Origin of the sequence: Rhodovulum bhavnagarense, assembly GCF_004343505.1 — a bacterium.
Lineage (GTDB): Bacteria > Pseudomonadota > Alphaproteobacteria > Rhodobacterales > Rhodobacteraceae > Rhodovulum > Rhodovulum bhavnagarense.
This window is the reverse complement of record NZ_SLXU01000003.1, coordinates 58,916-79,096: the sequence shown is the minus strand read 5'-3', so window position 1 is coordinate 79,096 and position 20,181 is coordinate 58,916. Positions and strand designations below refer to the sequence as shown.

17 protein-coding genes are annotated in these 20,181 nt (G+C 64.3%); 5 read left to right on the top strand and 12 right to left on the bottom strand.

What is annotated here, in order from left to right:
* Window positions 1-22: 22 nt before the first annotated feature.
* Window positions 23-2,773, top strand: coding sequence for an aconitate hydratase AcnA (acnA, locus tag EV663_RS05370; protein ID WP_132950764.1), 2,751 nt, complete (start codon window positions 23-25; stop codon window positions 2,771-2,773).
* 283 nt (window positions 2,774-3,056) lie between these two features.
* Here acnA and EV663_RS05365 read toward each other — a convergent pair whose 3' ends face one another.
* The 9 genes from EV663_RS05365 to yajC all read right to left on the bottom strand — a co-directional run bounded on the left by EV663_RS05365 (window position 3,057) and on the right by yajC (window position 9,257).
* Window positions 3,057-3,605: a DsbE family thiol:disulfide interchange protein gene (locus tag EV663_RS05365; RefSeq protein ID WP_243697877.1), complete on the bottom strand. Its 549-nt coding sequence runs from the start codon at window positions 3,603-3,605 to the stop codon at window positions 3,057-3,059.
* On the bottom strand, window positions 3,598-3,756 hold the full coding sequence (gene ccmD / locus EV663_RS05360; protein ID WP_132950763.1) for a heme exporter protein CcmD: 159 nt from the start codon (window positions 3,754-3,756) through the stop codon (window positions 3,598-3,600). The genes EV663_RS05365 and ccmD overlap by 8 nt, the downstream gene beginning before the upstream one ends.
* Window positions 3,753-4,481 carry a heme ABC transporter permease gene (locus EV663_RS05355; RefSeq protein ID WP_132950762.1) on the bottom strand — a complete coding sequence of 243 codons (729 nt, stop codon included), beginning with the start codon at window positions 4,479-4,481 and terminating at the stop codon, window positions 3,753-3,755. The genes ccmD and EV663_RS05355 overlap by 4 nt, the downstream gene beginning before the upstream one ends.
* A gap of 54 nt (window positions 4,482-4,535) precedes the next feature.
* Window positions 4,536-5,192: a heme exporter protein CcmB gene (gene ccmB, locus EV663_RS05350; RefSeq protein ID WP_132950761.1), complete on the bottom strand. Its 657-nt coding sequence runs from the start codon at window positions 5,190-5,192 to the stop codon at window positions 4,536-4,538.
* Window positions 5,189-5,803: a heme ABC exporter ATP-binding protein CcmA gene (gene ccmA, locus EV663_RS05345; RefSeq protein ID WP_132950760.1), complete on the bottom strand. Its 615-nt coding sequence runs from the start codon at window positions 5,801-5,803 to the stop codon at window positions 5,189-5,191. Before ccmA ends, ccmB begins: the two co-directional genes overlap by 4 nt.
* A gap of 96 nt (window positions 5,804-5,899) precedes the next feature.
* Window positions 5,900-6,256 carry an Mth938-like domain-containing protein gene (locus EV663_RS05340; RefSeq protein ID WP_132950759.1) on the bottom strand — a complete coding sequence of 119 codons (357 nt, stop codon included), beginning with the start codon at window positions 6,254-6,256 and terminating at the stop codon, window positions 5,900-5,902.
* A 20-nt stretch (window positions 6,257-6,276) separates the two neighbouring features.
* Complete coding sequence (gene secF / locus EV663_RS05335; RefSeq protein ID WP_132950758.1) at window positions 6,277-7,248, bottom strand: protein translocase subunit SecF; 972 nt, start codon at window positions 7,246-7,248, stop codon at window positions 6,277-6,279.
* Window positions 7,249-7,259: 11 nt separating this feature from the next.
* Window positions 7,260-8,921: a protein translocase subunit SecD gene (gene secD / locus EV663_RS05330; protein ID WP_132950757.1), complete on the bottom strand. Its 1,662-nt coding sequence runs from the start codon at window positions 8,919-8,921 to the stop codon at window positions 7,260-7,262.
* Window positions 8,922-8,927: 6 nt separating this feature from the next.
* Window positions 8,928-9,257, bottom strand: a complete 330-nt coding sequence (gene yajC, locus EV663_RS05325; RefSeq protein ID WP_132950756.1) for a preprotein translocase subunit YajC — start codon at window positions 9,255-9,257, stop codon at window positions 8,928-8,930.
* A 294-nt stretch (window positions 9,258-9,551) separates the two neighbouring features.
* Here yajC and serS point away from each other — a divergent pair, with 294 nt between their 5' ends.
* Complete coding sequence (gene serS, locus EV663_RS05320) at window positions 9,552-10,844, top strand: serine--tRNA ligase (protein ID WP_132950755.1); 1,293 nt, start codon at window positions 9,552-9,554, stop codon at window positions 10,842-10,844.
* Entirely contained in the window at window positions 10,844-11,545 is a 702-nt protein-coding gene (locus EV663_RS05315) for a hypothetical protein (protein WP_132950754.1), read from the top strand. Before serS ends, EV663_RS05315 begins: the two co-directional genes overlap by 1 nt.
* Before the next feature lie 58 nt (window positions 11,546-11,603).
* On the opposite strand, the gene der is transcribed toward EV663_RS05315, so the two are convergent.
* From der to EV663_RS05300, 3 genes are all read right to left on the bottom strand, one after another.
* On the bottom strand, window positions 11,604-13,067 hold the full coding sequence (der, locus tag EV663_RS05310) for a ribosome biogenesis GTPase Der (protein WP_132950753.1): 1,464 nt from the start codon (window positions 13,065-13,067) through the stop codon (window positions 11,604-11,606).
* 50 nt (window positions 13,068-13,117) lie between these two features.
* Window positions 13,118-14,431, bottom strand: coding sequence for a PQQ-like beta-propeller repeat protein (locus EV663_RS05305; RefSeq protein ID WP_132950752.1), 1,314 nt, complete (start codon window positions 14,429-14,431; stop codon window positions 13,118-13,120).
* 67 nt (window positions 14,432-14,498) lie between these two features.
* On the bottom strand, window positions 14,499-15,152 hold the full coding sequence (locus EV663_RS05300; RefSeq protein WP_132950751.1) for a hypothetical protein: 654 nt from the start codon (window positions 15,150-15,152) through the stop codon (window positions 14,499-14,501).
* A 211-nt stretch (window positions 15,153-15,363) separates the two neighbouring features.
* On the opposite strand from EV663_RS05300, the gene EV663_RS05295 reads away from it, so the two are divergent.
* Both EV663_RS05295 and EV663_RS05290 read left to right on the top strand, forming a co-directional pair.
* A complete protein-coding gene (locus EV663_RS05295; RefSeq protein WP_132950750.1) occupies window positions 15,364-16,581 on the top strand; it encodes an efflux RND transporter periplasmic adaptor subunit in 1,218 nt (405 codons plus the stop codon).
* The gene (locus tag EV663_RS05290; RefSeq protein ID WP_132950749.1) at window positions 16,578-20,177 is read left to right on the top strand and encodes an efflux RND transporter permease subunit; all 3,600 of its coding nucleotides are present in this window, start codon (window positions 16,578-16,580) and stop codon (window positions 20,175-20,177) included. The genes EV663_RS05295 and EV663_RS05290 overlap by 4 nt, the downstream gene beginning before the upstream one ends.
* Window positions 20,178-20,181: the final 4 nt, after the last annotated feature.

Sequence of the window (20,181 nt, the reverse complement as noted above, 5' to 3'; positions counted from 1 at the left end):
ACCTTGATGGAGACCGACCTTCATGCCGATCACCGTTGGACAGGACACCGCCCAGACCCGAAAAATACTCTCCGCCGGGGGCGCCAGCGTCGCCTATTACTCGATCCCGGCGGCCCAGGCCGCGGGGCTTGGCGATTTCAGCCGCCTGCCCGCCGCGCTTAAGGTTGTGCTGGAAAACCTCTTGCGGTTCGAAGACGGCAAGACGGTCACGATCGATGACATCAAGGCGTTTTCCGACTGGGCCGCGAATGGCGGCAAGACATTGCGCGAGATCGCCTACCGCCCCGCACGTGTCCTGATGCAGGATTTCACCGGCGTCCCCGCCGTGGTCGACCTGGCCGCAATGCGCGACGGGATCAAGGCGCTTGGCGGCGACCCGCAAAAAATCAATCCGCTGAACCCCGTCGACCTCGTGATCGACCACTCGGTCATGATCGACGAGTTCGGCAATCCCCGCGCCTTCCAGATGAATGTCGACCGGGAATACGAGCGCAACATCGAACGCTACACTTTCCTCAAATGGGGTCAGAAGGCGTTCAACAATTTTCGCGTCGTGCCACCGGGTACCGGCATCTGCCACCAGGTAAACCTGGAATACCTTGCCCAGACGGTCTGGACCGACACCGACCAGAACGGCGAAACCGTGGCCTACCCCGACACCCTGGTGGGCACCGACAGCCACACCACCATGGTCAACGGCCTCGGCGTGCTGGGCTGGGGCGTGGGCGGCATCGAGGCCGAGGCCGCGATGCTGGGCCAGCCCGTGTCGATGCTGATCCCCGAGGTCGTCGGCTTCAAGCTGACCGGCGCAATGGTCGAGGGCACCACCGCCACCGACCTGGTGCTGAAGGTCGTGAAAATGCTGCGCGACAAGGGCGTGGTCGGCAAGTTCGTGGAATTCTACGGGCCGGGGCTGGATCACCTGCCCCTGGCCGACCGCGCGACCATCGCCAACATGGCGCCCGAATACGGCGCGACCTGCGGCTTCTTCCCGGTGGACGACGAAACCATCCGATATCTGCGCCAGACTGGTCGCGACGAGGACCGCGTCGCCCTTGTCGAGGCCTATGCCCGCGAAAACGGCATGTGGCGTGGACCCGATTACGATCCTGTCTATACCGACCGGCTGGACCTGGACATGAGCGAGGTGGTGCCGGCAATTTCAGGTCCCAAGCGTCCGCAAGATCACGTCGAGCTTGGGAAGGCGGCCGAGAGCTTTTTCAACGTCGTGGCCGAATATCGCGGCGAGGATGAAAGCCATGCCGCAACCGAAATGGCCTCCGAAGGCCCGGCACCCGATGCGCTGGTCGATCCGCGCAGGACGGCCGAGGTCGCGGGACAGGACTATACCTTGCGCGACGGCGCGGTGGTGATCGCCTCGATCACCTCCTGCACCAACACATCGAACCCCTACGTGATGATCGGGGCGGGGCTCGTGGCGCGCAAGGCGCGTACGCTGGGCCTGACCGCCAAGCCTTGGGTCAAGACCTCGCTCGCACCCGGTAGCCAAGTCGTCAGCGCCTACCTGGAGGCCGCCAACCTGCAAGAAGATCTTGATGCGCTCGGGTTCAACCTGGTCGGCTATGGCTGCACCACCTGCATCGGCAACTCGGGGCCCTTGGCGCCCGAAATTTCCAGCGCGATCCACGACAACGACCTGATCGCGACCAGCGTGCTGTCGGGCAACCGCAACTTCGAGGGCCGGATTTCCCCGGACGTGCGCGCGAACTACCTGGCCAGCCCGCCGCTGGTGGTGGTCTATGCCATCGCGGGTGACATGAACATCGACCTGACCTGCGAACCGATCGGCACCGACCGTGACGGACACGATGTCTACCTGAAGGACATCTGGCCAACCCAGAAGGAAATAGCCGAATTGGTGGAACAGACCGTAACCCGCGAGGCATTCCAATCGAAATATGCCGACGTGTTCAAGGGCGACGAGAAATGGCAGACCGTCGAGACCACCGATTCCGAAACCTATGACTGGCCCGAGGCATCAACCTATGTGCGCAATCCCCCCTATTTCCAAGGCATGGGAATGGAACCGGGGACGATCACCAATATCCTCGACGCCCGGCCGCTGGCCGTTCTCGGCGACATGGTGACCACCGACCACATCAGCCCGGCCGGATCTTTCAAGGACACCACCCCGGCAGGGCGCTACCTGACCGAGCGGCAGGTGCCACAGCGCGAGTTCAATTCCTATGGTTCGCGGCGCGGCAATCACGAGGTGATGATGCGCGGTACCTTTGCCAATATCCGTATCCGCAACGAGATGCTATCCGGCGTAGAGGGCGGTTACACGGTGGGGCCAGATGGCACGCAAACCTCGATCTTCGATGCGGCAATGGCCTGGCAAGAGGCGGGCGTGCCGCTTGTGGTGATCGGGGGCGAACAGTATGGCGCGGGAAGTTCGCGCGACTGGGCGGCCAAGGGTACGGCGCTGTTGGGCGTCAAGGCGGTGATCGCCGAGAGCTATGAGCGTATCCACCGCTCCAACCTTGTCGGTATGGGCGTAATCCCGTTCGAGTTCACCGGTGGCACCAACCGCAAGACACTTGGGCTGAGCGGAACAGAGACCTTCTCGATCACGGAACTGTCGGCAGACCTCAAACCGCTTGCCGAAGTGCCTTGCGTAATTCGCTATGCCGATGGGCACGAGAAAACGATCACGCTGAAATGCCGGATCGATACCGCGATCGAAAAGGAATACGTCGAACATGGCGGCGTGCTGCACTACGTACTACGCAACCTCGCCCGCCTGAATTGACACCCAGGCAGATCGTAAATGACGGTGCCCCGATCCATTCGGATCGGGGCACCCTTGTTATGGAAACAGTCCTTTTCCGAACGGATGTGCCGCCGGCCTCGGCACAGTCCTGAAAAACGTGTATCGTCCAGCCATGCGGGATCGAGTTTCCATATGCGCAGTCCTGTCGATGCCCCTGTTCGAGGCAGCGGCCTTCTGCACATTCATCTACGTTATGGAGCGGATGTCCTGATCGCCATACCATGGTACGATCAGAAACGCCGGTATCGGGGTTGGTCGCGACCTAGCGCGATGCCGCCTGAATAGCAGGCAGAATAACATCGTTCAGGACCTTGTCGGTGATCGGGCCCGCATAGCGCAGATGGATCACACCCTTCCCATCCACGACAAAGGTTTCGGGCGCGCCGTAAACGCCCCAGTCGATCTTGGTGCGACCGCTAATATCCTCACCCAAGGTTGAAAACGGGTTACCCTCCCGCTCCAGGTAGGCTAGCGCACGCGCCTGGGTGTCGTCATAGTTGACGCCATGGATATCAAGGCCCAGTTCATTGGCCATGTGCAGCAGCTGCGGATGCTCTTGGCGGCAGGCCACACACCATGTCCCCCAGAAATTCACCAGCTTGACGCCCGGTTCGCGCAGCACCGCATCTTTCAGCAGTGTCATCTCACCAATCGGCTCAAGCTGCATCGCGGGGGCTTCGCGCCCGATCAATGTCGAGGGCAACGCGTTGGGATCGTCACGCGTCACCCCGATATAAAACAGAACGGCAAGCCCAGCGAAAATCAGTGGCGGCAAGAACATCAGGGGGGAAATCTTCTTCTTGTCAGTCATGCTTCTTTCCCCGCGCCTCGATTTCGGCAAGTTGACGGCGCACCCTTGCACCGCGCCAAAGCGACAGGATTACAAGCCCCGCCATCAGCGCAAGCGACAACCCGTAAGAGGACAGCACCGCACCGGCATACTTTCCAAGTTCAGGAATCATACCATCCGCTCCCGTGCGATAAGCGCCTTGATGCGGCGCGCCCGGATCTCTGTACGGGTCCGCACCAGGACCAGCGTCACGAACAGCAAGCCGAACCCAACCATGGTGATCACCAACGGCAGCCAGTACACGTTGGCGATGTTCTCTTCCTTATCGAGCGACATCGTCGCGCCCTGGTGCAGGCCCTGGTTCCAGAAATTAACGGCATAGCGCGACAACAGCGCAAAGACAGATCCCACCATGCAAAGCACGCTGGTCAGGTCAGCCGCGGCATCCGGGTTTTCGATCGCCTCCCACAGCGCCATGTAACCGAGATAAAACAGGAACAGGATCAGGAAAGAGGTCAGCCGAGGGTCCCACGCCCAGTAGGTGCCCCACATCGGCTCGCCCCAGATCGCGCCGGTAACCAGCGCAATCAGGGTCATGGTCAGCCCGATAGGCGCGGCTGCGCGCGCGGCCAGGGCACTGACATGGTGGCGGCGCACAAGCCAGATCAGGCTGGCCACCAGCATCATCAACCAAGCATTGATCGCCATCAGCGCCGAAGGCACGTGAACATAGATGATCTTGACGGTAGAGCCGAAATTTTCCGCCTCTGGCGTCAGAAAAAATCCCCAGACCAGCCCGACGACAAGCGACAGCCCCGTCAGCCCCCAAAGCCAGGGCAAAAGCACCCCGCTGGTGCGCATGAATCTGGTAGGGTTGGCGTATTCCCAAAGCGACATGAGCGTTTCCTAGTTGGCTTTCACGAGTGTCTCAAGGCACGAGCGCGTGAACCTCTAGCGCAGGTTGATGCGGATTGCCGCAGCCGCGGCAAAGGGCAACAGCGCCACGGCGGCCAGCGTGATCGCGGCCAGCATCATCAGCGGCGTGGCGGTGGCCATCCCATCGGCCCCGCGCGCCACCGTCTCGGCTCCGAAAATCAGCGTTGGCACATAAAGCGGCAGAACCAACAACGACAGCAACAGCCCACCCCGTTTCAGCCCCACCGTCAGAGCCGCCCCGAACGCACCGATCATGCTCAGCGCGGGGGTTCCCAGCGCGAGACTGAGAACCAGCCAGCGAAAGGCGGCAGGTTCAAGGCTGAGAAGCATTCCCAGGCCGGGTGCCGCCAGCGTCAGCGGCAGACCCGTAGTCACCCAATGCGCCGCCGCCTTCATGGCCACGACCCCCTCGAGGGGAATCGGCGCGGTGGCCAACAGGTCAAGCGATCCATCCTCGTGATCCAGCGCAAAGATACGATCAAGCGACAGCAGGCAGGCTAACAGCGCCCCAACCCAAAGGATACCCGGTGCGATGGCCGACAGAATCGTGCTGTCCGGGCCGACACCGAACGGGACCAGGACAACGACGATCAGGAAAAACGTAAGTGCCAGGCCGAACCCGCCCCCGGCCCGGATCGCCAGCGTCAGGTCGCGCAGCAGCAGAGCGATCATGCAAATGCCTCGTCGAAACTGTCGATCTCGCGGGGAACCGCCCTGAACGGGGTAACATCCAACTCATCGGCCTCGAACCCGAGATCGATATGGGTTGCGATCAACGCCGCACCGCCACCCTCGAGGTGGCGTTGGACCGCCTGGCCAAAGAGCGCAACCGAGGCCACGTCAAGCGATACGGTCGGTTCATCAAGTACCCAGATCGGCCGCCCGGTCACCAGTAACCGCGCCAGACCCAGCCGCCGCTTCTGCCCCGCCGACAGGTTCTGGGCCTGCCGCTGTGCCAGATCGCCAAGGTTGAAATCCGTCAGCGCCGTGTCCACGTCCCTCTGCCCAAAGATCCGCGCCCAGAAGGCGAGGTTTTCCGCAACACTCAGCGTCGCCTTGAGCCCATCGGCATGGGCGGCATAAGCCATCGCCTCGGGCGGGACCGAAATCCGCCCCTCCAGCGCGGGTTGCAGCCCCGCAAGCGTGCGCAACAGCGTGGTCTTGCCGATCCCGTTGGGCCCACGCAGCATCAGCGCCTGCCCCCCGCGCAGGCCGAAGCTGACCCCTTCTAGAACCGGCACGCCGCCACGCGCGCAGGCCAGATTTTCAACCACCATTTCCATGACGCGACGCATAGCCGATCGCCGCCGCGCGGCAAACCGAATTCTCGCATCGGCATCGCGCGCGATCCGAACCGCGAGGCACGCACAGAAACGCGCTCAGCTCACGGGCATCAGGGCAACAGCCACCCGCCGCCCCTCGGCAAGCAAAACGTTATAACTGCGCGCGGCAGAAGGACTTGCCATAATCTCAACGCCCAGGCCCCTGGCCTCCAGCCGCTCCTGCAAGCCCCCGGCCAGGGGCGCCAGGCTGTCGCCCGTACCCACCAGCAACACGTCGACCCGGCCGATCAGCGCCAGCAATGGCGCCTCGTCTGGCGCACCGCCCCAATGATGCACAGCGCCCTCGGCCACCAGCACCCCCCCATCGTGGATCTTGCCGCCCACGCGAAAGAAACCGGGGCCGTAGCCATCCACTGGCAGACCCTCTGGGAAATGCATCTCGGTAACTTTCAAGGGCGCGCCTTCCTACCGGTTCAGCTATCGACTTTGGCGAATTGCGTTCCCGCGCCACCATCGCCATCGGCTGACCAGTCGCGCTTTACCCCGAGTATCAAGAGGATGTTCGAGGCGACGAAGACAGAAGAATAGGTGCCCACGACCACGCCCCAGATCATCGCGAAGACGAAACCGCGGATGACATCCCCGCCCAGAACGAACAGCGCGATCAACGCCAACAGCGTGGTCATCGAGGTCATCATCGTGCGCGACAGCGTCTCGTTGATCGACAGGTTCAGTACCTCTTTCATGTCCATCTTCTTGTAGCGGCGCAGGTTCTCGCGAACCCGGTCGAACACCACGACCGTATCGTTGAGGGAATAGCCGACAATCGTCAGAAGCGCCGCGATGATGGCCAGGTCGAACTTGATCTGGAACAACGCAAAGACGCCGACGGTCAACGTCACGTCATGGATCAGGGCGGCTACGGCGCCTACTGAGAACTGCCATTCGAAACGAAGCCAGATATAGACGAGAACCGCGAAGATCGCGAGCGCGACCGCGAGGACCGCAGTACGGATCAACTCGCCCGACACCTTGGGCCCGACGCTTTCCACCGAGGGAAAGGTGATGTCGGGCGCGACCTGTTGCAAGGCCGACTCGACCGCGGCAATTGTTTCTGGCGTCACGCTTTCCTGCCCGTCCTGGGCCTGGATGCGGACTTGGGCGACGTTCTTTTCGGGCCCGAATCCCGGATCGAACACCTCGGTGATCGTCACATCGCCCAGTTCCAGTGCCACCAGCGCGTCACGGTAGGCACCCACATCGACTGCCTGGGTACTTTCGGTGCGGATCGTCGTTCCGCCGCGAAAGTCGATACCGAAATTCAGGCCGAGCACCGCAAAGGCCAGCAGAGATGCCACCATGGCCACCAGCGAGGCGCCAAAGGTCAGGCGCGCGGCGCGAAAGAAATCCCAGTTCGTTTCCTGCGGGACGAGTTTCAGGCGCATCGGTCAGAGCCTCACAACGAAATGGTTTTCGGACGGCGGCGGTCGAGCCAGGTCACGATCATCAGCCGCGTCACGAAGATCGCGGTAAAGACAGAGGTGATGATCCCTAGCCCAAGCGTGACCGCAAACCCGCGCACCGGGCCAGACCCGAGCATGAACAGGATGGCCGCCGTGATGAATGTGGTTATGTTGGCATCCAGAATCGCCGATAGCGCCTTTTGATAGCCCAGTTCGATCGCGCGCGCCGGACCACGCGCCGATTTCAGCTCTTCGCGGATACGCTCGAATACCAGGACATTGGCATCCACTGCCATGCCGATGGTCAGCACGATCCCCGCGATACCCGGCAGCGTCAGCGTGGCACCGATCGCCGAGAGCAGGCCAAAGATCATCCCCACGTTGATCAGAAGGGCGATGTTGGCAAACAGCCCGAACAGACCATAGCTCGCCCACATGAAGACCAGCACGCCAACGAAGGCCACTATACTGGCGACCTGCCCGGCCGCGATACTGTCGGCGCCCAGTTCAGGCCCAATGGTGCGTTCTTCGAGGAAAATCATCTCGGCCGGCAACGCCCCCGCACGCAGCAAAACGGCAAGTTGCGTGGAATCCTCGACCGTGAAATTCCCCGTGATCTGGCCCGATCCCCCCAGGATCGGCTCGCGGATCACGGGGGCCGATATCACCTCGTCATCCAGAACGATCGCAAAGGGTTGCCCCACGTTTTCGACCGTGTATTGCCCGAACTTGCGCGCCCCGGCAGGGTCGAACCGGAACGTGACCGATGGTTGCCCGTTCTGGTCAAAGGCCGGTTGGGCATCGGTCAGATCCTCGCCCGATACCACGGCCGCCTTTTCGAGGATGTAATAGGTTCCATCCGCTTCGATATCTGGCAGCAGCACGTTGCCTGCCCCCGGCGCCTCGTCGGGATTGGTGGTGCGGGAAACCACCGGGTTGAAGGTCAGCCGCGCCGTCGTGCCGATCAGCGCCTTCAGTTCCTCGGCCGATCCGATACCCGGCACCTGGATCAGGATGCGGTCCGCGCCCTGGCGCTGGATCGTGGGTTCGCGCGTGCCGACCTCGTCGACCCGGCGGCGCACGATTTCCAGCGATTGCTGAATGGTGCGATCATCGGTGGCCAACTTCTCGGCCTCGGACAATTGCACGATCAGCGTGTCGCCCAAGCTACGCACCTCGATGTCGCTGCCCCCCACCCCGGTCAATGTCACCGAGGGACGCGCCAGCGCGCGCGCCGCCTCGACCGCGGTGGTCATTGCCTCGGGGCGCGAGATCCGCACGCGCAACTCGCCGGGCGGTGCATCCTGCCGGCGGATCGTGCCCACCTGGGCGCGTTTGTCGCGCAAGGCGTCGCGCAGTTCGGGCCACATGCCATCCATGCGGTTGGCATAGACGTCCTCGACCCGCACCTCGGCCAACAGATGCGCGCCGCCCCGCAGGTCCAGCCCGAGATTGACCAGCCCCGAGGGCAGCCAGCCGGGCCATGCATCGCGCTGTGCGACAAGTTCGGGCGTGACACCACCCGTCTCGATCGCCCGGACGGCATCGTTATGCCCCTCTACCCGGCTGTAGAAGGCATTGGGCAACGCCAGCGCCAGCCCCGACAGGACCAGCGCGACGATCGCCATCCGTTTCCATAACGCGATTTGCAGCATGGGCAATCAGGCCTTTTCAGCCGGCTCGGTCTTGTTGAGAACCTGCGTGATGGTGTGGCGGACGACACGCACCTTGACGTTCTCGGCGATCTCGACCTCGACCTCTTCCTCGTCCTTGACCTTGGTCACCTTCCCGATCAGGCCGCCTTGGGTCACCACCTGGTCACCACGGCGCAGCGCATCGACCATGGCCTTGTGTTGTTTCATCTTTTTCTGCTGCGGCCGGATCAGCAGGAAATACATGATGAAAAAGATCAGGATCAGCGGAACAAACGACCCGAAGGCGCCGGCAGCGCCGCCCCCGGCCGCTTGCGCAAAGGCAGGCGTGGCAAACATGTGGACTTCCCCGTTCTTGCACAGGCGGCGCATCCGCCCGGTTCTTGGTCGCGGCGCACCCTATTGCCTGGCCCCCGGCTTGGCAAGGCACGCCGCAGCCCTGACATGCCCCCGCATGGCGGGCAAAACAAGAGCACTACGCCAACGCCCGCCCCGGCTGGCTGCCGCCCAGGTCGTCGCACCGCCGCCTGGCAACGGCCTCCCGGTCGATCCGTCTACCCGGCGTTTTGCAGGTTCAAAACCCCTGTCAGGTGGGGCATACGGTCGGCAACGCACTGTCCCTGGGAGGCCATCATGCACGACATCCGCGCCATCCGTGAAAATCCCGACGCCTTCGACGCCGCGCTCGCCCGCAGGGGGCTGGCACCGGTCGCCGCCCAGATCCTCGCCATCGACGCCGCCCGGCGGGAAAAGATCCTCGCCGCCGAAACCGCCCAGGCCGAGCAGAACAAGGCGTCGAAAGAGATAGGCAAGGCCAAGGCATCGGGCGACGAAGCCGAGTTTCAGCGCCTGCGCGCCCTTGTCGCCGACAAGAAGGCCGAGATCGCCGCGCTGAACGAGGCCGCAAAGGCCGAGGATGCCCGCCTGCAAGACATGCTGATGGGCCTGCCCAACCTGCCGCTGGATGACATCCCCGACGGCGAAGACGAGGCCGACAATGTCGAGCTGCACCGCCGGGGCACCCCGCGCGCCTTTGCCTTCGACCCGAAAGAACATTACGACCTGCCCGCCGTACAGGCCGGAATGGATTTTCAGACGGCGGCGAAACTGGCCGGCTCCCGCTTCGTGGTATTGAAGGGTGCCGTCGCCCGTATCCACCGGGCGCTGGCCCAGTTCATGCTGGACACCCACACAACCGATAACGGCCTGACCGAGGTCAACGCCCCCGTTCTGGTGCGCGAAGAGGCGATGTACGGCACCGGGCAGTTGCCGAAATTCGGGCAAGACAGCTATCAGACGCGCGAAGGCTGGTGGCTGATCCCCACCTCCGAGGTGACACTGACCAATACAGTATCCGAAACCATCCTGGACGCCGCCGAGCTGCCCCGCCGGATGACCGCCCATTCGCTGTGCTTTCGCTCCGAGGCCGGCAGCGCGGGGCGCGACACGGCGGGCATGCTGCGCCAGCACCAGTTCGAAAAGGTGGAAATGGTCTCGATCACCACGCCCGACCAGGGCCGGGACGAACTGGAACGCATGACGAAATGCGCCGAAGGCATTCTCGAACGGCTCGGCCTGCCCTACCGCACCGTGGTGCTGTGCACCGGCGACATGGGCTTCGGCGCGCGGCGCACCCATGACATCGAGGTCTGGCTGCCAGGCCAGAACACCTATCGCGAAATCTCCTCGGTCTCGCTCTGCGGCGATTTCCAGGCCCGGCGGATGAACGCCCGCTACCGTCCGGCGGATGGCGGCAAGCCCGAATACGTGCACACGCTGAACGGCTCGGGCCTGGCGGTGGGCCGCTGCCTGATCGCGGTACTGGAAAACGGCCAGGAAGAGGATGGATCGGTCAACCTGCCGCCGGCACTGGCGCCGTGGCTGGGCGGCAAGACCCGCCTGGGTGCAGACGGCGTGCTGGTCTGATGGACCCGATCAAGGCCGTCCTCACCTTCGTGGCAACGCTGTTCTTCGTGCTGTCGCCACTGCTGTCAGGGGGGTTTGGCGGGTTCGAGCCCGCGCAATTCCCGGTACCCCAGGACAACCCGCCGGTCCAGCCCGCGGGCTACGCCTTCGCGATCTGGGGGCTGATCTACGGCTGGCTGCTGGTCTCGGCGGGCTACGGGCTGTTCAAACGGGCCCAGGACGCAGGCTGGGAACGCGCCCGCTTGCCCCTGATCCTGTCCCTCGCCCCCGGGGCGGTCTGGATCGGCGTGGCGCTGAATACGCCGCTCTGGGCCTCTGTGCTGCTTTGGTGGATGCTGGCCATGGCGATCTGGGCGCTGTTCCGCACCCCCCGCGCCGACCGCTGGCTCTGCCAGGCCCCGTTGGCGATCTATGCGGGCTGGCTGACAGCGGCGGGCTGGGTATCGGTGGGCCTGCTGGGCGCGGGCTATGGCATCGGCCCGGGACAGACCGCCTGGGCGCTGATCGCGCTGGCCGGGGCGCTGGCCACGGGCGCGCTGGTCCAGACCCGCCTGGGCCGCGCCCCCGAATACGGCGCGACGCTGGTCTGGGCACTGATCGGCGTTCTGGTGGCCAATGCCACCTCCAACCCGCTGGTCGCCTTTGCCGCGATCACGGGCATCGTCCTGATCGGCATGCTGACGCTCAAGGCGGCACGCTGAGCCTTCTTCTTGGCCGAAATACCCCTGCCGGAGGCATGCGCCCGCAAGGGCGCATCCCCTACGCTCCCGGCGGCGGCTTGCCGAGATGCTTGCGCAACCGCGAAGGCGTCGACTTCTTTCGTCCTTTGTAGGGATTCTTGTCGGCCTGCGAGCGGAACGTAAGCCGGATCGGCGTGCCCGGCATGTCGAATGACTCGCGCAGCCCGTTGACCAGGTAGCGCCGGTAGCTTTCCGGCAGCTTCTCGGGCGCCGAGCACATCACCACGAAACCCGGCGGCCGCGTCTTGACCTGGGTGGCATAGCGCAGCCGGATGCGTCTTCCGCCCGGCGCCGGGGGCGGGTGCATTTCCAGCATCGCGGCCAGCCAACGGTTAAGCCGCGCGGTCGATATCCGCCGGTTCCAGACGTCGTGCGCCCCGAGAACAGCCTCGCGCAGACGGTCCAGCCCGCGCCCGGTCTTGGCGGACACGGTCACCAGCGGGGCCCCCTTCAACTGCGGCAACAGCCGCGCGAATTCCTCTTTCAGCTCGCGCAGCTTGCCCTGCCGGTCGGTTTCGAGATCCCACTTGTTGACCGCGATCACCACCGCGCGCCCCTCGCGCTCGGCCAGGTCGGCGATGCGCAGATCCTGTTGCTCGAACGGGATCTGCGCATCCAGCAAGACAACGACAACCTCGGCAAATTTCACCGCGCGCAGACCGTCTGCGACCGAAAGTTTCTCGACCTTGTCCTGAACCTTGGCCTTCTTGCGCATGCCCGCGGTGTCGAATATGCGCACCGGCGTTCCGTTCCAGTCAAGCCGCAACGAGATTGCATCGCGGGTGATCCCGGCCTCGGGGCCGGTCAAAAGGCGATCCTCGCCCAGGATTGCATTGACCAGCGTCGACTTGCCCGCGTTCGGCCGCCCAACGACCGCGATCTGGAGCGGACGCTGGGGTGTGGGAGTATGCGCGGCGGCGGTCTGCCCATCCTCGTCAACGTCAACATCGACTTCGGGCGCGGCCTCTGCATCCTCGGCCGCCTCGCTGGCCTCGATCAGCGGGGCAAGGACGGCATACAGCTCGGCCATCCCCTCGCCATGTTCCGCCGACAGTCGCAACGGCTCGCCCAGGCCAAGCGAATAGGCCTCCATGACCCCCGCATCGGCGGCCTGCCCCTCGGCCTTGTTGGCGGCAAGAATCACGCGGGCCGACTTGCGGCGCAAGATATCGGCAAAGATCTCGTCGGCCGACAGCACCCCCGCCCGCGCATCGATGACGAACAGGCAGGCATCGGCCATGCCGACCGCACGTTCCGTCAATTGGCGCATTCGACCCTGTAGGCTGTCATCGGTGGCCTCTTCCAGACCTGCAGTATCGATCACGGTGAAGCGCAGATCTCCGAGCCGGGCCTCGCCCTCGCGCAGATCGCGCGTGACGCCCGGCTGGTCGTCGACCAGCGCAAGCCGCTTTCCGACAAGCCGGTTGAACAACGTGGATTTTCCCACGTTCGGCCGGCCCACGATGGCCAGTTTAAAGCTCATGTCGGAGTCTCCCCGCGAAACCAGAGCGCCCCGCCTACACCAATCCGCCCTCAGCGGAAAGCATGGAGTTTGCCGCCTTCGCTGACGACATACAGGGTCTCGCCCGCCACCACCGGCCGCGATGCCGCTCCGCCGGGCAGCGGGATTTCCGCCAGCGACGCGCCGCTTTCCGGGCTGAAGGCGCGCAACAGGCCGTCGTCAGAGGCCACCCACAACCGCCCACCGGCCAGCACCGGGCCGAAATGGGCATGGATCGCCTTGAGCTTTCGCGCCCGTTCCTTGGTATAATAAGGCAGCGTGGCGGCCCAGATCGTTTCACCCGTGGCTGCATCCAGCCGCACAAGCTGTGCCTGGTCCGAGACCAGGAATAACGAACCTCCCACCGGCAAGAGCGCGCCATAGGCGCCCTCCTCGGCGGTCCATTCACGCTCGCCCGTGGCCAGAGAAATCATTGCAACCCGCCCGGCCTGGTTGCCGACATAGACCGTGTCGGCAACGATCACGGGATCGCTGGCGATATCGTCGATCTGGGCATAGACCCGCCCGCGCCGCTGACCCGCGATCGAGGCTGCCCATTGCCGCACCCCGGTCTCGCGCTGCACGGCCACCACCTCTGCGGTGCCAAGGGGAAAAACCACGAGATCATCCGCGACGGCAGGGGCCGCGCCTCCCACCAGGCCCGCACGCATCGGCGTACCCGGCAACTGCCATTGAACCCGCCCATCCTCGGCCCGCACCGCCCAGACACGGTTGTCGCGGCTGACAATATAGACTGTCCCGTCGAGATAGGCGGGCGCGCCTGTTACCGGCGCCTCGGTCCGCTGGGTCCAGAGCACAGCCCCCGTCGCCGGGTCCAACGCGGCAAGCGTGCCGAATCCCGTCGTCACGAACAGCCGCCCATCACCATGGGCAAGCCCGCCGCCACTGGCATCCTGGCTACGCTCGCCCGGCAGGGTCAGGTCGGCGCTCCATAAGGTCTGTCCCGAGGTCGAGACCGCCGAGACCTTGCTGAGGGCATCCATCGCGTAGATCACGCCGCCTGCCACGACCGGGGTTGCGGTAATCCGGTGTCGACGCTTGTCACCCGTGCCGATCGAGACGCTCCAGAGCAATCGTGGCACGGGGGCAAGCGCGACATGCTCGGGCATGTGGGCGGCATTGCCGCCGATCTGGGGCATGTCTGCCCGCGCGACCGGCGCGGGCAGCGTGATCGCAGTATCGAAAGACGTTTCCGGCGCGTCTTCTGCAAGCCCCAGCGCGTCGCGCACGCCCAGCCTTTCGCCGGCGAGGATATTCTCTTTCTGGCCACAGGCGGCCAATGTCCCGGCCACCGCGAGGATTGCAATTGCTCTGCCCAGTTTCACTGCGCTGCCCCCCTGCTGCGACCCAGTGCCATGGCGCCGTCCGCTCCGGTCAAATTACCCCGATGGCTCAACCCGCCTCCGGATCGCCACCCAGCGCTACAATCAACTGACTGACGCGCTGACGCAAGCCCGCGGTGGCGGCCGCGTCCTCTATCGCGGTGCGCAAATGCGCCAATGCCGCATCGGTATTGCCCGCATCGATCTCTGCCAGCGCCATCTGCTCCAGCGCCAGCGGCCTATAGGGGCGGCCCGGCTCTGCCAACGGGGCAAGTCGCGCCAGGCGCTGCTCCGGCGGGGTATCACGACCGCCCAGCATCACCAGCTTGAGCGCGGCAAGCTGGGTGTAATGTACAGGCAGAGTGGCATCATCGGCCATCGCCTCAAGGGCCGCGACCGCATCGGCCCGCCCCATGTCGGGGCCACTCTCGCCCCCGCGCAGCAGTCCCAGAAGGGCACGCACCTCACCACCGGGCGCAAGGGCGTCCAGCCCAGAGACGCGCTCGGCCGGCTCGGGGGCCTCCAGCGCGGCAAGTATCGTGTCACCCAGCACCTCTGCAGCCGCCCGGTCGCGCGCCTGTGACCATTCCCGCCAACTGGCGCCACCCACCAGCAAAACAACCGCCAGAACCGCGATCCAGCCATACCGCCTGATCATCGCGAACAACTTTTCGCGGCGAACCTCTTCGGTCACTTCCTCGATGAAACTGTCGGACTGGCTCATGGGGTCTCTCGTGGTCGGGGCACCGGCATGTCTTAGCGCAGCGCCCGGGCGGTTGCCACCCCCGGCGGCACGCTTGCGCGAAGCCTCCGACAACCTATAGTTTGAACCAAGTCGTTCACCGGATCGCAACAGATCCGCGCCAAGGTCCGCACGGGCACGATGCCGCCCGGTGAGTCCATGGTCACGGAATACGAAGGATGGGACCGCCCCGATGCGATGGATTTCAATGCTCACCGCGGTTCTGGTGACCCTCTCTCTTTACCTTCTGTTGATGGAACGCGACAGGGTTATGGTCTTTGCCGGGGCAGAGCCTGCCCCACCTCCGGCCCCCGCGCTGCACGACAAGGCGCCCAGCCACCGTGTTCCTGTCATGGTCCTCGACAGCGCCGCGCGCGAGGTGCAGGGCCACGTCCTGATCCGCGGCGAAACCGCGGCCGCCCGCGAGGTCGAGATACGCGCCGAAACCAGCGGCCGCGTGATTTCCGAACCACTGCGCCGGGGCGCCATGGTCGGCACGGGCGACACGCTATGTCAGCTTGATCCGGGCACGCGCGCCGCCGCGCTGGCCCAGGCAGAGGCCGGATTGGCAGAGGCTCGGCTTCGCCTGCCCGAGGCCGAAGCGAGGGTCAACCAGGCGACCGCCACGCTGGAAGAGGCACGGTTGAACGACCGCGCCGCCCGAAGCCTTGCCGAGAGCGGCTTTGCCTCGGAAACCCGCGTCGCGGCAACAACCGCCGCAGTGTCCAGCGCCGAGGCCGCACTGGCCTCTGCGCGCGCGGGGCTTGAGGCGGCTCAGACCGGCATAAGGACCGCCGAGGCGCAACTGGCCGTGGCCCGCACCGAGATCGCGCGCCTGACGATTGCCGCGCCCTTTGACGGGGTTCTCGAAACCGACGCGGCCGAACTGGGGGCGCTGTTGCAGCCCGGCGCGCTTTGCGCGCGTGTGATTCAACTGGATCCGATTCGGCTGGTGGGCCACGTTCCCGAAACCGACCTGGCCCGCATCCGGCCCGGCGCGATGGCCTCGGGCCGGTTGAGTTCGGGGCAAGAAGTGTCAGGCCGCGTCCGATTTGTCGGGCGCACGGCCGACGAAACGACGCGCACCTTCCGCGTCGAGGCCGAGATCGCGAATGCCGACGGCACGATCCGCGCCGGTCAGACCGTCGAGATCAGGATCCAGACCCCGACAGAACAAGCGCACCTGTTGCCACAATCGGCTCTGACACTGGACAATGACGGTCGCCTCGGCGTGCGGCTGGCCGCCCCGGATGGCACCGCCCGCTTTGCCCCGGTCAAGGTGTTGCGCGACACGGTGGCGGGCGTCTGGGTGTCGGGTCTGCCGGAAAGGGCCGACGTGATCGTCACCGGGCAGGAATTTGTCACTGATGGCGTGCCGCTGGACATCACCTATCGCGAGCGCGGGCAATGACCAGGATCGTCGATTGGGCCGCCGCCCGCGCAAGAATGGTTATCGCCTTCGTCGTGCTGTCGGTCGCGGCGGGCGTGATGGCCTATACCGGCCTGCCAAAGGAAGGCGAACCCGATATCGAGGTGCCTGCGCTTTTCATCTCGGTCCCCTTCCCCGGGATTTCCGCCGAGGATGCGGAAAGGTTGTTGATCAAACCTATGGAAACCGAGCTTGCCGATCTGGACGGGCTCGATTCCATGACAGCCACCGCGCGCGAGAATTACGCCGGAATGGCGCTTGAATTCGAGTTCGGGTGGGACAAGACCAAGATCATCGCGGATGTCCGCGACCGGATGAACACGGCCGAGGCCAGCTTTCCCGACGGCTATGAGAAATACTCGATCAGCGAGATCAACTTCTCGGAATTCCCGATCATCATCGTCTCTCTGTCAGGCCCGCTTCCCGAACGTACGCTGCTCCATCTCGCCAAGGAGTTGCAGGACCGTCTTGAGGGGCTCGATTCTGTCCTTGAGGTCGCCCTTGCCGGTCACCGCGACGAGATGGTCGAGGTGATCATCGACCCGCTAAAGCTTGAATCCTACAACATCACGGCGACTGAACTGATCAACGTGGTAACCGCAAACAACCTGTTGATCGCGGCTGGCGAGGTCGACGCGCCCGGCGGCACGTTCTCGGTCAAGATCCCGTCCTCTTTCGACGAGCCGCGCGATGTCTACGACCTGGCCGTCAAGACCAACGGAAACCGCGTGGTTACACTCGGCGACCTGGCCGAAATCCGGCTGACCTTCGAGGATCGCACCTCGACCGCGCGTTTCAACGGCGAGCCCACGGTTGCCTTGCAGGTTGTCAAGCGCAAGGGCTTCAACATCATTCAGACCGCTGCCACCGTGCGCGAGGTGGTCGCCCTGACACAGGCCGCCTGGCCCGAGGATCTGCGCCAGGCAATAAGCGTGGAAACCTCGCTGGACCAGTCCGACACCGTGGCCTCGATGGTACGTCAGCTCGAGGGGTCGGTGCTGACCGCGATCGCGCTGGTGATGATCGTGGTGCTGGCCTTTCTCGGTACCCGGTCGGCGTTGTTGGTCGGCTTTGCGATCCCGACCTCGTTCCTGTTGTGCTTCGTGTTACTCGGCGTCATGAACGTCACGGTGTCCAACATCGTGATGTTCGGCCTGATCCTGGCCGTGGGCATGCTGGTCGACGGCGCCATCGTGGTGGTCGAATATGCCGACCGCCGCATTTCCGAGGGTGTAGGCCCGATGCACGCTTTTGCCGAGGCCGCAAAGCGGATGTTCTGGCCCATTGTCAGTTCCACCGCGACCACTCTTTGCGCGTTCCTGCCGATGCTGTTCTGGCCCGGCGTCGCGGGCGAATTCATGGGGATGCTTCCCGTGACGCTGATCTTCGTGCTGACGGCCAGCCTGATGGTGGCACTTGTCTATCTGCCGGTGGTAGGAGGCGTCGCCGGGCGGTTTTCGCGTATCTTGTGGCGGATCACGGCGCACATGCGGCCCTGGCCGGTCCTGGCGCGCCTTGCATTGGCGGTGCTGGCACTGTCCACCGTCTATGTCGGCACGATGCAGATGTTGAACCCCAACTACCTGGTCCGAGCCGCCAAGCTGGACGGCACGCTGGCGATCCTGCCCGGCGTGCTGTTGTTCCTGGGCGGGCTGGTGCTGTGCTCGATCGCGGTCAACGCGCTATACATCCCGCGCAAGCAGGCAGTCAGCGCAGGCTATCGCCGGCGCCCCGTCGGCCACCTGATCAAGCTGATCGCCGGCAATCCCGTGATGCCGGTGGTAACCGTGGCGGCGGTGCTGATGCTCGTGCTCGCGGTGTTCACCTATTACGGCAAGCATAACAACGGAACCGAGTTCTTTGTCGCCACCGAACCGGAACAGGCTATCATCTATGTCCGCGCCCGCGGCAACCTCTCGCTCGACGAAAAAGACGCGCTGGTACGTCAGGCCGAGGCCATAGCGCTCGCACATCCGGCGGTCGACAGCGTCTTTGCCTTTGCCGGCGAGGGTGGGCTGGACCAGAATACTGGTGGGGCAAGCCCGCCGCTTGATACCGTGGGCCAAGTCCAGATCGAGCTGATAGCCTGGGAAGCGCGCAAGGACAATCCAGCCTTTGACGGTGATGCCGTGATGGCAGAAATCGAGGCTGGCCTGGCCAAGATCCCCGGCGTGCGTTCTGAAATCCTGGAACAAAGCCGCGGGCCGGCCTCGGCAAAGCCGGTGCATCTGCGTCTCAAGGGCGAGGATTGGGGCGCGCTTACAGAGGCCGCGAAAATGGCCGTCGCCCGGTTCGAGGCCACCCCTGGCCTGACCGACATCGAGGATACGCTACCACTACCTGGAATAGACTGGCAGATCGACGTCGATGTCGAGACTGCCGGACGTTTTGGCGCCAATGCCGCAAGCGTCGGCGCGATGGTGCAGCTTGTCACGCGCGGCATCCTGCTGGACACCATGCGCGTGCCCTCATCGGATGAGGAAATCGAGATCCGCGTGCGCCTGCCCGAGGACGACCGGGTTCTGACGACGCTGGACACGCTCAAGGTGCGCACGCCCGAGGGATTGGTACCCTTGGGCAATTTCATCACCCGCACGCCGGTCGAAAAGCTAGGTCGCATAAACCGTGTCGACGGCAAGCGCTATTTCGATATCAAGGCAGCGGTTGCAGAGGGGCTGACCAATGAGGATGGCATGCCGATCAACGCCAATGAGCGGATCGCCACCCTGACAGAGTGGCTGTCAACCGGCCCGCTTCCAGAGGGTGTAGAGTGGGAATGGACGGGCGACCAGCAAGAACAGGCAGAATCCGGGGCCTTCCTGATGAGTGCCTTTGCCGCCGCGCTGGCCTTGATGTTCATTATCTTGCTGGCGCAATTCAACAGCTTTTACAACGCCGCCCTGGTACTTCTGGCGGTGGTGCTGTCGACCACGGGCGTACTGATCGGTATGCTGGTGATGGATCAGTCGTTCTCGATCATTATGACGGGCGTGGGCATTGTTTCGCTGGCCGGGATCGTGGTGAACAACAACATCGTCCTGATCGACACCTACCAGGAATTCGCCCGCTACATGCCGCGGATAGAGGCGATCATTCGCACCGTGGAAACCCGCCTTCGCCCGGTTCTGCTGACAACGGTTACCACGATGGCAGGCCTCAGTTCGATGATGCTCGGGCTTAGCTTTGATTTCGTGAATGGCGGATACACCATCGACAGCCCAACCGCGCTTTGGTGGAAACAGCTCGCGACGGCGGTGGTCTTCGGGTTGGGGATCGCGACGGTTCTGACCCTGGTCTTCACGCCATCGCTTCTGGCGATCCGGGTGTGGTTCTGGACCGGCGCCTATGGTTCATTCAGGCGGTTCAAGGCGCTGACGGGCGGACCCGACAGCGCCGCGGCACGCGATCTTGCAATCAACCGCGCCGCACGCAACCTCGGCACAACCGAAATCATCTGGAGCGACCTGCCCCCCGACGGGCCAGAACCTCACGGTGCTAACGCCGAAGACCAAGGCCGCAAGGCCCCGCCCGGCCCCGGCGGAACGCGTGGACACGCGCCTTTGAAAGCCGCGGAATAATCGG